The organism is Streptomyces sp. NPDC056161 (assembly GCF_042268025.1).
Lineage (GTDB): Bacteria > Actinomycetota > Actinomycetes > Streptomycetales > Streptomycetaceae > Streptomyces.
In genome coordinates, this window is record NZ_JBHJUV010000058.1 from 1 (window position 1) to 11,285 (window position 11,285).

Here is an 11,285-nt window from a genome sequence, read left to right on the forward strand (position 1 = left end):
TGGCGGCAGGCGGCTGCCGGCAGGCGGCAGGCGGCAGGCGGCAGGCGGCAGGCGGCAGGCGGCAGGCGGCAGGCGATGATGTCGTGCGGGGCCGGGTCCGTGGGCGGGGAATGCCCGCGCACGCCGTCCGTCGCGGGTCACGACAGCTTCAGCGCCTGCGCCATCTTCGCCAGCCCCTCGAACGACGCCGTCCCGGCGACCACCGTGGTGGAGCCCGGCGTGTCGTCCAGGACGAGGGCGTCGTAACGGTCGCCGCTGTAGCGCGTCCAGGTGCGGTCGCCGATCTTCTCGGTCGACTGGGTGGCCTTCGCGCCCTGGCTGGCCTGGTCGATGAAATCGGCGCGCTTCTGGGTCGACTGCTCGACCTGCACGTACTGGCCGCCGGGATCCTGGAAGCCCAGGTGCCAGCGGTCGAAGCTCTCTCCCTGGTAGCGCACCGACGTCGCCTTCCAGGTGCTCGGCAGGCCCTCGGGCGCGGCCACCGGGTAGGGGGCGGCGCGGCGTGCCGTGAGCAGTTCCACGCGGTAGTCGACCCGCTCGATGTCGGGGGCGTGGTCGTCGTGCGGGACGAAAACGTAGATGACGCCCGCAGCGATCCCGATCAGGCCCAGGGAAAAGATCATGTCCCGGACCGTCTTCTGCTTGCCGTTCGAACCTGCCACGCCCCCTATCGTCGCAGGCGCCCTCCGCGCTCATCCGTGGGGGCCCCTGCTCATTTTGTTCACCTGGCGCTAGAGTCGGGACGAACACCCTCATCCGGCCGTCGTCGTATCAGAAAGGTGCGCACCGATGACCGAGCATCATCACTTGCCGTCCGAACTCGACGTCCCCTCCGAGGCTCCCGACCGGAACCTGGCCCTGGAACTCGTCCGGGTGACCGAGGCCGCGGCGATGGCCGCCGGCCGCTGGGTCGGGCGCGGTGACAAGAACGGCGCCGACGGCGCCGCGGTCCGTGCCATGCGTACCCTCGTCTCCACCGTCTCGATGAACGGCGTGGTCGTCATCGGCGAGGGCGAGAAGGACGAGGCCCCGATGCTCTACAACGGGGAGCGGGTCGGTGACGGCACCGGGCCCGAGTGCGACATCGCCGTGGACCCGATCGACGGCACCACGCTGACCGCCAAGGGCATGCCGAACGCGATCGCGGTCCTCGCGGCGGCCGAGCGCGGCTCCATGTTCGACCCGTCCGCCGTGTTCTACATGGACAAGCTGGTGACGGGACCGGAGGCGGCTGACTTCGTCGACATCGACGCGCCCGTCTCCGTGAACATCCGCCGGGTCGCCAAGGCCAAGCGGTCCACGCCCGAGGGCGTCACGGTCGTCATCCTCGACCGGCCGCGGCACGAGGGCATCATCAAGGAGATCCGGGAGACCGGTGCGCGGATCAAGCTGATCTCCGACGGCGATGTCGCCGGTTCGATCCTCGCCCTGCGCGAAGGCACCGGCATCGACCTGCTGCTGGGCATCGGCGGCACCCCCGAGGGCATCATCTCGGCGTGCGCCGTGAAGTGCCTCGGCGGCACCATCCAGGGCAAGCTGTGGCCGAAGGACGAAGAGGAGCGGCAGCGGGCGCTGGACGCCGGGCACGACCTGGGCCGCGTGCTCACCACGGAGGACCTGGTCACCGGCGAGAACGTGTTCTTCGTCGCCACCGGCATCACCGACGGCGAGTTGCTGCGCGGGGTGCGCTACCGCTCGGAGACCGCGACGACCGACTCGATCGTGATGCGGTCGCGGTCGGGCACGGTCCGCCGGATCGATTCCGAGCACCGGCTGAGCAAGCTGCGCGCCTACAGCACGATCGACTTCGACCGCGCCAAGTAGACCCGGAGGGGAACTCGGACCAGTCGGCGTCCCCGGTGCGGAGGGGGCGCCGACAGCCGTAGACGGCCGTACCCGAGGACCCCGGACAGAAGGCTCGCCGCGGGGACTCGGTTCGAGGACTCGATGCGCGCGCTCGGTTCGAGGACTCGATGCGCGCGCTCGGTGCAAGGGCGTGGCGCACGGGCCCGGCGCACGGGCACAAGGGCGTGGCGCACGGGCCCAGCGCTCGGGCCCGGCCTGGGCTCGGTCAGCCCGCCGCCGCGATGCGTCCCGCCGCCCGCGCCGTCTTCTTCAGCTCCATCTCGCGGCGCCTGCGCCGGGCCAGTACCACGCGGCGCTCGGCGGCGGTGAGTCCGCCCCAGACGCCGTACGGCTCGGGCTGGAGCAGCGCGTGCTCGCGGCACTCGACCATCACCGGACAGCGTGCGCAGACCCGCTTGGCCGCCTCCTCGCGGGAGAGCCGGGCGGCGGTGGGCTCCTTGGACGGGGCGAAGAACAGCCCCGCCTCGTCCCGCCGGCACACCGCTTCCGTGTGCCAAGGGGAGTCCTGGTCCCGCTCGCGCGCTGGCACCCACTGGGCCGGAACGGCAGCTACCTGCAGTGACGAATGCGGCGGTTGCAGCACGGTCTACTCCTGACGACGGCTTCGCGAGCGAGAGACGATGCAGCAAGCCCTACCCGCTGTGCGCGCGCCTATGCACTGCGTTCCGATCTGCAGGAGTGCGACGGCCGGTTCACGACCCCGTGCAGCGGATCGCGCAGGACCGAGCCGTTCCGAATCCGGTCCGGTTCACAGCCGTCAACGGTCGAGGTGTTTGCGCAAAGTCTTGTCGACCTTGTGGTGAACGCGATCGAGGATGTCCGCGACGAGCTTGCCGCGCTTCGGCCGGGCCTCGACGTTGCCCAGCACCGCCCACCCGTCCACGTAGACGACGGGCGCGTCGGACTCGACCGAATCCAGCATGTCCACCTCGAAGTTGCCGAGGACGCCGCCGCCGGTGCCGCGCAGCGACACGTTCTCCGGGACACGGATCTGGACGTCGCCGAAGACCGCGACCGCCTTGATGACGACCTGCTGGTACTCGAAGATCGCCTCGCTCAGGTCGATCTCCACGCTGCCGAAGATCGCGTACGCGTGCAGTCGGCGCCCGGCGTGCCAGCGGCCCTTGCGCGTGGCGGCGCTGAGCACGGCCACGACGTTGGCGTCCGCCTCGACCGGTATCGCGCCGGGGGCCGGGCGGGGCGGCGCCGGCGCGTAGCCGGAGGCGGCTGAGCGCCCGTGGGCGGCCGGCAGGTCCTGGATGAAGACCTCCAGTTCGCCGACCGTCTTGGCGTTCAGTACCCCCTCCACGCGCTCGGCGTGTTCGTCGGCGGTCAGGCGGCCCTCGGCGAGGGCGTCGCGCAGGATGTCGGCGATCCGGTCCCGGTCGGCGTCCGAGGCGCGCAGTTCGATGACGCGGGGTGGCGCGTCCTGCCGCTGGGCGTGCTTCTGAAGGTCCACGGCAGCAGCGTACCGAAACGCGATAGATCGCGACTAGGGGGTGGGGACGACCCGGCGTGGCGAACCGCACGGGACGCTGAGCCCGACCTCACAGCTCCCGTGTCACCGCCAGGTTCTACGCTGGTGGGCGCCCACCGTCGCCGGTGGGCCGCAGGCGACCGCTCCGCGGCTTGCGCGCCCCGGAGGCGGGCCGCCTGGACACGCTGCCTGTCGAGTGAGGATTGGGCGAGGATGCCTGAGTTCGAGTACACCGATCTGCTACCCCAGGGAGAGGACACCACCCCGTACCGGCTGGTGACCTCCGAGGGTGTCTCCACCTTCGAGGCCGACGGGCGGACGTTCCTCAAGGTCGAGCCGGAGGCGCTGCGCAAGCTGGCCGAGGAGGCGATCCACGACATCCAGCACTACCTGCGCCCGGCCCACCTCACCCAGTTGCGCCGCATCGTCGACGACCCGGAGGCGTCGGCCAACGACAAGTTCGTCGCGCTGGACCTGCTGAAGAACGCGAACATCGCGGCGGCGGGCGTGCTCCCCATGTGCCAGGACACCGGTACCGCGATCGTCATGGGCAAGCGCGGCCAGAACGTCCTGACCGCGGGCGAGGACGAGAAGGCCCTCTCGCACGGCATCTACGACGCCTACACCAAGCTGAACCTGCGCTACTCGCAGATGGCGCCGCTGACCATGTGGGAGGAGAAGAACACCGGCTCCAACCTGCCCGCACAGGTCGAGCTGTACGCGACCGACGGCGGCGCCTACAAGTTCCTCTTCATGGCGAAGGGCGGCGGCAGCGCCAACAAGTCGTTCCTGTACCAGGAGACGAAGGCCGTCCTGAACGAGTCCTCCATGATGAAGTTCCTGGAGGAGAAGATCCGCTCCCTGGGTACGGCCGCCTGCCCGCCGTACCACCTGGCGATCGTGGTCGGCGGCACCAGCGCCGAGTTCGCGCTGAAGACCGCCAAGTACGCCTCCGCGCACTACCTGGACAACCTGCCGACCGAGGGTTCACCGCTCGGCCACGGCTTCCGGGACGAGGAGCTGGAGGAGAAGGTCTTCGAGCTGACCCAGAAGATCGGCATCGGCGCGCAGTTCGGCGGCAAGTACTTCTGCCACGACGTCCGGGTGGTCCGGCTGCCGCGGCACGGCGCCTCCTGCCCGGTCGCCATCGCGGTGTCCTGCTCGGCGGACCGCCAGGCCCTGGCGAAGATCACCGCCGAGGGCGTGTTCCTGGAGCAGTTGGAGACGGACCCGGCCCGGTTCCTGCCGGAGACCACGGACGAGCACCTGGACGAGGGCGACGTCGTCCGCGTCGACCTGAACCAGCCGATGGAGGCGATCCTCGCCGAGCTGACCAGGTACCCGGTCAAGACCCGGCTGTCGCTGACGGGCCCGCTGGTGGTGGCCCGTGACATCGCGCACGCCAAGATCAAGGAGCGGCTCGACGCGGGCGAGGAGATGCCGCAGTACCTGAAGGACCACCCGGTGTACTACGCGGGCCCGGCCAAGACGCCGGAGGGCTACGCGTCCGGTTCCTTCGGCCCGACCACCGCCGGGCGCATGGACTCCTACGTCGAGCAGTTCCAGGCGGCGGGCGGCTCCAGGGTGATGCTCGCCAAGGGCAACCGCAGCAAGCAGGTCACGGCCGCGTGCGACGCGCACGGCGGTTTCTACCTCGGCTCCATCGGCGGGCCCGCCGCGCGGCTCGCCCAGGACTGCATCAAGAAGGTCGAGGTCGTCGAGTACGAGGAGCTCGGCATGGAGGCCGTCTGGAAGATCGAGGTCGAGGACTTCCCGGCGTTCATCGTCGTGGACGACAAGGGAAACGACTTCTTCCAGGATCCGGCACCGCAGCCGACGTTCACGTCGATCCCCGTGCGGGGGCCGGGCCTCGGCTGACCGGCTGATCCTCGGACCGGGTCCCTCCCCGACCCGCGCAGAGAGCCTCCAGCCGCATGCTGGGGGCTCTCTCTTCCGCTGTGCCATGGCATCGTTCTCCTCTGTCTCGCAGTCTTCGCTCCAGTGAGGTGGGTCATGGCCGACAGCGGAACACCCCCTGGGGCGACCCCGCCCCCGTCGGCACCGGAGCCAGGGGATCCGCAGCCCTCCGGAGACGACGGCGGGGAGCCGACCGGCACGCCGTCGCTGATGGACGACGTGATCGCCGGCGTCGTACCCGAGGCGGCGGGCACGGACCGCCGGCGGCGCAACCGGCGGTTCGTCGTCGGGCTGGGCTGGCCCGCGGCCACCGCGGTCCTCGCGCTCCTGGTGGGCAGCGGCTGGGCCTGGTTCACCGCCGAACACGACGCCCGGGTCTCCAGCCAGGCCGACGACAAGGTCGACCGGGAGGGGCCCGCGTTCTCCGCGTCGGTCCGTCCGGACACGGAGTACGCCGACGCCACGATCTTCGACTCGCCCTTCTCCGCCGAGGACAAGGCGGAATTACTCGGCATGCGGGCCAAGGACAATCCGATCCCCGCGTTCGCCGAGGCGCATCAGGGACGCCCCGTGTTCATCTCGGACGCCACGGTTCCCTCGATGCAGGTCGCCTCCCCCCGCTACGGATACGCCGAAGCCTGGCTGGTGGATCTCCTCAGCGACCGGAAGGCGAGCCTGGTCATCAACGACCTGCGTGTCAAAGGACTCACCTGCACACCGGCCAGGGCAGTCGCCGCCATCGAGGAAAAGGGACAGGCCGGGGGCAGCTACGAAGGGATGTTCTTCGACCTGACGGGCTCCACCGCCGTCCCGCGGATCACGGGGGACGAGGAAGAGCACTACGGAGAGCCGTACTTCACCCACAAGAAGATCGACCTCGGCAACGGCGCGGCGCCCGGAGGACTGCGCATCCAGGTCTTCACCGGGACGAAGGACTGCACCTGGAAGGCGTTCGAAGCCACCTACGTCGACTCCACGGGGCAGCACACCCAGGACATCACCGACAACGGCAGGCCCTTCCACGCCCGCGGCTTCGCGGCCCAACCGAAACAGGTCTTCCAGCTCCGCTCGTGGGGGCCGTTCGTCACCGAGTGCGGGACGGACACGGAAGTGGTACGCGACTGCTGACTGCCGGCCGCGCCGCACCGCCTCGTCCGGCCGCCCGGACGAGGCGGATGAACCGGATGAACCGGATGAACAAGACGGACCGGATGAGCGGACCGGATGGGCGGACCGGATGGGCGGACCGGATGGGCGGACCGGTTGAACAGACCGGATGAACGAAAGGGTGCGGGCGCGCGGCAGGTGACGGCCGGGAACATCGTGCCGTCAGGGGATGCTGATCCGCATGGAGGTGTCTCATGACAGACGACCGGAACGAGACCGGGCAGTACCGCGTGGAGCACGACTCCATGGGTGAGGTGCGGGTGCCCGCGCAGGCGAAGTGGCGGGCGCAGACGCAGCGGGCCGTGGAGAACTTCCCGGTGTCCGGGCAGCGCATCGAGCGCGCGCACATCGAGGCGCTCGCGCGGATCAAGGCGGCGGCGGCGAAGGTGAACGCCGAGCTGGGCGTGGTCGACGAGGACGTGGCCGAGGCGATCCAGGTCGCGGCCGGGGAGGTCGCCGCGGGCGCGTGGGACGAGCACTTCCCCGTCGACGTGTTCCAGACCGGGTCCGGCACCTCGTCCAACATGAACGCCAACGAGGTCATCGCCACCCTGGCGAGCGAGCGGCTCGGCCGGGACGTGCACCCCAACGACCACGTCAACGCCTCGCAGTCGTCCAACGATGTCTTCCCCTCCAGCATCCACATCGCGGCCACCGCGGCCGTCACGCACGACCTGGTCCCCGCCCTGGAACACCTGGCGGACGCGCTGGCCCGCAAGTCCGCCGAGTTCGCCGACGTGGTGAAGTCCGGGCGGACGCACCTGATGGACGCCACTCCGGTGACCCTGGGCCAGGAGTTCGGCGGGTACGCGGCGCAGGTGCGGTACGGGGTCGAGCGGCTGCGGGCGGCGCTGCCCCGGCTCGCCGAGCTGCCGCTGGGCGGTACCGCGGTCGGCACCGGCATCAACACGCCGCCGGGTTTCTCCGCGGCCGTCATCGCGGAGGTCGCGCGGGTCACCGGGCTGCCGCTCACCGAGGCGCGCGACCACTTCGAGGCGCAGGGCGCCCGGGACGGGATCGTGGAGACCAGTGGTCAGCTGCGCACCGTCGCGGTCGGGCTGACGAAGATCGCGAACGATCTGCGCTGGATGTCCTCCGGGCCGCGGACCGGGCTCGCCGAGATCCGGCTCCCCGACCTCCAGCCGGGCTCCTCGATCATGCCGGGCAAGGTCAACCCGGTGGTGCCGGAGGCCGTGCTCATGGTCTGTGCGCAGGTCATCGGCAACGACGCGACCATCGCGACGGCCGGCGCCGCCGGCAACTTCGAGCTGAACGTCATGCTGCCGGTGCTCGCCAAGAACGTACTGGAGTCGGTCCGGCTGCTCGCCAACGTCTCCCGGCTGCTCGCCGACCGCACGGTCGACGGCATCGTCGCCGACCGGGACCGGACCCGTGAGTACGCCGAGTCGTCACCCTCGGTGGTGACACCCCTGAACAGGTACATCGGGTACGAAGAGGCAGCAAAGGTGGCCAAGCGGGCACTGGCCGAGCGGAAGACGATCCGTCAGGCCGTCCTGGAGGGCGGGTACGTGGAACGCGGCGATCTGACGGTCGAGCAGCTCGACGAGGCGCTGGATGTCCTGCGGATGACTCGTCCGTGAAGAAGATTTCCGCCACGAGAACCGTGACGCCCATCGCAGCGTCGTATGCCTGCGGCACCTAATATCTGTGCATGGCAGACGGCGGAGCGGTGAGACCCATGACAGACGGGGGAGCGGGCGGCCCGGCGGGGTTCTGGGCGCCCGGCAGTCACATTCTGTGGCGGTACCGGGAGAACGGCGGCACGCACGTCCACATCGCCCGCCCCGTCACCGTCGTACGGGACGACGCGGACCTGCTCGCCGTATGGCTGGCGCCGGGCACCGAGTGTGTGAAGCCGGTGCTGGCCGACGGCACGCCGGTGCACGTCGAGCCGCTGGAGTCCCGGTACACCAGGCCGCGGACCGTGCAGCGCGACCACTGGTTCGGCACCGGGGTGCTGAAGCTGGCCCGGCCCGGTGAACCCTGGTCGGTGTGGCTGTTCTGGGAGCCGGCCTGGCAGTTCAAGAACTGGTACGTCAACCTCGAAGAACCGCTGGCCCGTTGGGACGGCGGAGTCGATTCCGAGGACCACTTCCTGGACATCTCCGTGTACCCGGACCGCAGTTGGCACTGGCGCGACGAGGACGAGTTCGCGCAGGCCCAGCGGGACGGGCTGATGGACGCCGACCAGGCCGAACGGGTGCGGCGGGCAGGGCGGTCCGCGGTGGAGGTGATCCGCGCCTGGGGCCCGCCGTTTCGCGAAGGCTGGCAACACTGGCGCCCTGACCCGTCCTGGGGGGTACCGTCACTGCCGGAGGACTGGGACCGTACGCCCGCGCACGTGTCCTCATGAGACTCTTGATGCGCCCCCGGTCTACAACCGTAGGATCGTCCTCCACAAGGGCGCACAGCAGCAACTCCGGCTGAGAACGCCGGGTCTGACCGAACGTCACCGAGGGGCGGCAGGACGTGAGTGAGGGGTACGAGGGCAGTACCGGTCCGGACCTGAGACGGTTCGCCGGTGACACAGGAACAACCTCTGACCACGCGGGAATCCCGTTCCTGGGGCACGTATTGCGGGTATCGGGATTCCTGCGGGACGTACTGCGCGCACGGCGCGCAGCCCCGGACGGATGGATTCGACACGCGTGACGGAACACCCGACGTCCTACGAACGCCCCCAGCCGGGCGCCGACCCCGCGGAGTCCCGCGGGGCGCTCCTGCGTTCCTCGCAGCCCTACGGCGCCGCCCTGCCCGCCCAGACCGCCGGTGAGGCGCCCTCCTCGCCGGGCGGCGCCGCACCCCGCGGCCAGCAGAAGGAGTCCCCGGCGGCCGACCCCGAACACACCCAGCCGGCCACCGCCGAGACCGACCCCCACCGGCCGCGTCCCAGCCCCGCGCCGGAGGCCGTCCCGCCGCAGCCGGGCAGCGAGCAGGAGCGCCGTTCCGTACGGGGAGGGCAGCCGTCCCGGCCCACGCCGATGCGCCGGGACGGGGAGCGGCTGCGGTTCGTGGGTGCCGCCACCCGGCGGATCGCCCGCGGCCTGGACCTCGACGAGATCGTGATGGGCCTGTGCCGGGCCACCGTGCCGACCTTCTCGGACGCGATCCTCGTCTATCTGCGCGACCCGCTGCCGGTCGGCGACGAACGGCCCACCGGCCCGGTGGTGCTGCGGCTGCGCCGCACCGACCGGATCCCGGAGGAACGGGACACCGAGGGCGGCTTCCTGCCCGGGTCGGCGGAGTCCGAGCCGGGCGAGTTGTCCGGGCTGTCCACGCTCACGGCCGAACTGTGCGAGGTACGGCCCGGTGGCGCCCTCAGTGAGGTGCTGCGCGGTGTGCGGCCGGTGTTCGCGGAGGCGCCCGCCGCCCGCGCCGCGCTGCCGGAGCTGCTCGGCGAGGGCAGCGAGTCGGTGGTGCCGGAGGGCCGGCGCGCGATCCTCGCGCCGCTGCGCGGCCGCCGCCGTGTCATCGGCGCCGCGCTGTTCCTGCGCCGTCCCGAGCGGCTGGCCTTCGAGAACGAGGACCTCCTGGTCGCCGCGCAGCTGGCCACGCACAGCGCCCTCGGCATCGACAAGGCGGTGCTGTACGGCCGTGAGGCGTACATCGCCGACGAGTTGCAGCGCACGATGCTGCCCGAGACGCTGCCGAGGCCCACGGGTGTCCGGCTGGCCTCCCGGTACCTGCCGGCCGCCGAGACGGCCCGGGTGGGCGGCGACTGGTACGACGCCATTCCGCTGCCCGGCAGCCGGGTCGCGCTCGTCGTCGGCGACGTCATGGGCCACTCCATGACCTCGGCGGCGATCATGGGTCAGCTGCGTACCACCGCGCAGACCCTGGCCGGCCTCGACCTGCCGCCCCAGGAGGTGCTGCACCACCTGGACGAACAGGCCCAGCGGCTGGGCACGGACCGCATGGCGACCTGCCTGTACGCGGTCTACGACCCGGTCTCGCACCGCATCACGATCGCCAACGCCGGGCATCCGCCGCCGGTGCTGCTGCACCTGGGCGGGGAGGCCGAGGTGCTGCGGGTACCGGCCGGCGCGCCCATCGGCGTCGGCGGGGTGGACTTCGAGGCCGTCGAGCTGGACGCGCCCGCCGGGGCCACGCTCCTGCTGTACACCGACGGTCTGGTGGAGTCCCGGCTGCGGGACGTGTGGACCGGCATAGAGCAGTTGCGGGAGAAACTGGCCGCGACCGCGCAGCTGACGGGCCCCGACCATCCGCCGCCGCTGGAAGCGCTGTGCGACGAGGTGCTGGACATGCTCGGGCCGGGCGACCGGGACGACGACATCGCGCTGCTCGCCGCCCGCTTCGACGGGATCGCGCCGAGCGACGTGGCGTACTGGTTCCTGGAGCCGGAGGACGCCGCCCCCGGGCGGGCCCGTCGGCTGGCCCGGCGGGCGCTGTCCCGGTGGGGTATGGAGGAGCTGAGCGATTCGGTCGAGCTGCTGGTCAGCGAGGTCGTGACGAACGCTGTGCGCTATGCGTCACGACCGGTCACGCTCCGTCTGCTGCGTACCGATGTCCTGCGCTGCGAGGTCGGCGACGACGTTCCGCAGTTGCCGCGGCTGCGTCAGGCGCGGGCCACGGACGAGGGCGGGCGCGGGCTGTATCTGGTCAACAGGATGGCCCGGCGCTGGGGCGCCACCCGGCTGAGCACCGGGAAGGTGGTCTGGTTCGAGCTGAACCGGTCCTAGTGCCCCGACAGGCACGAGTGCCCGGCAGGCGGCGTACGCCTGCCGGGATACCGGGACCGGCCGGCCGGTCCCGGCGCCGGCGCCGGCGCCGGCCGATCTTAGAACCGGTCCAAATGTTGCCGATGTCGCGGCGGCGG

9 protein-coding genes are annotated in these 11,285 nt (G+C 71.2%); 6 read left to right on the forward strand and 3 right to left on the reverse strand.

Annotated elements, in window-relative coordinates; all coding sequences use genetic code 11:
• Positions 1-137 precede the first annotated feature (137 nt).
• On the reverse strand, positions 138-662 hold the full coding sequence (locus tag ACFC09_RS37285) for a DUF4245 domain-containing protein (RefSeq protein ID WP_376535946.1): 525 nt from the start codon (positions 660-662) through the stop codon (positions 138-140).
• 127 nt (positions 663-789) lie between these two features.
• Here ACFC09_RS37285 and glpX point away from each other — a divergent pair, with 127 nt between their 5' ends.
• A complete protein-coding gene (gene glpX / locus ACFC09_RS37290) occupies positions 790-1,824 on the forward strand; it encodes a class II fructose-bisphosphatase (protein ID WP_376535948.1) in 1,035 nt (344 codons plus the stop codon).
• Positions 1,825-2,071: 247 nt separating this feature from the next.
• On the opposite strand, the gene ACFC09_RS37295 is transcribed toward glpX, so the two are convergent.
• Positions 2,072-2,449 (reverse strand): WhiB family transcriptional regulator, encoded by a 378-nt coding sequence (locus tag ACFC09_RS37295; RefSeq protein WP_376535950.1) that lies wholly within the window; start codon positions 2,447-2,449, stop codon positions 2,072-2,074.
• Between the two features lie 174 nt (positions 2,450-2,623).
• Entirely contained in the window at positions 2,624-3,325 is a 702-nt protein-coding gene (locus tag ACFC09_RS37300; RefSeq protein WP_376535952.1) for a DUF1707 domain-containing protein, read from the reverse strand.
• A gap of 231 nt (positions 3,326-3,556) precedes the next feature.
• On the opposite strand from ACFC09_RS37300, the gene ACFC09_RS37305 reads away from it, so the two are divergent.
• From ACFC09_RS37305 to ACFC09_RS37325, 5 genes are all read left to right on the forward strand, one after another.
• Positions 3,557-5,221, forward strand: a complete 1,665-nt coding sequence (locus ACFC09_RS37305; protein WP_376535954.1) for a fumarate hydratase — start codon at positions 3,557-3,559, stop codon at positions 5,219-5,221.
• A gap of 135 nt (positions 5,222-5,356) precedes the next feature.
• Positions 5,357-6,388: a hypothetical protein gene (locus ACFC09_RS37310; RefSeq protein WP_376535956.1), complete on the forward strand. Its 1,032-nt coding sequence runs from the start codon at positions 5,357-5,359 to the stop codon at positions 6,386-6,388.
• Positions 6,389-6,621: 233 nt separating this feature from the next.
• Positions 6,622-8,028, forward strand: coding sequence for a class II fumarate hydratase (locus tag ACFC09_RS37315; RefSeq protein ID WP_376535958.1), 1,407 nt, complete (start codon positions 6,622-6,624; stop codon positions 8,026-8,028).
• Positions 8,029-8,099: 71 nt separating this feature from the next.
• Positions 8,100-8,801: a DUF402 domain-containing protein gene (locus ACFC09_RS37320; protein ID WP_376535960.1), complete on the forward strand. Its 702-nt coding sequence runs from the start codon at positions 8,100-8,102 to the stop codon at positions 8,799-8,801.
• A gap of 280 nt (positions 8,802-9,081) precedes the next feature.
• Positions 9,082-11,148, forward strand: a complete 2,067-nt coding sequence (locus ACFC09_RS37325) for a SpoIIE family protein phosphatase (protein WP_376535962.1) — start codon at positions 9,082-9,084, stop codon at positions 11,146-11,148.
• Positions 11,149-11,285 lie beyond the last annotated feature (137 nt).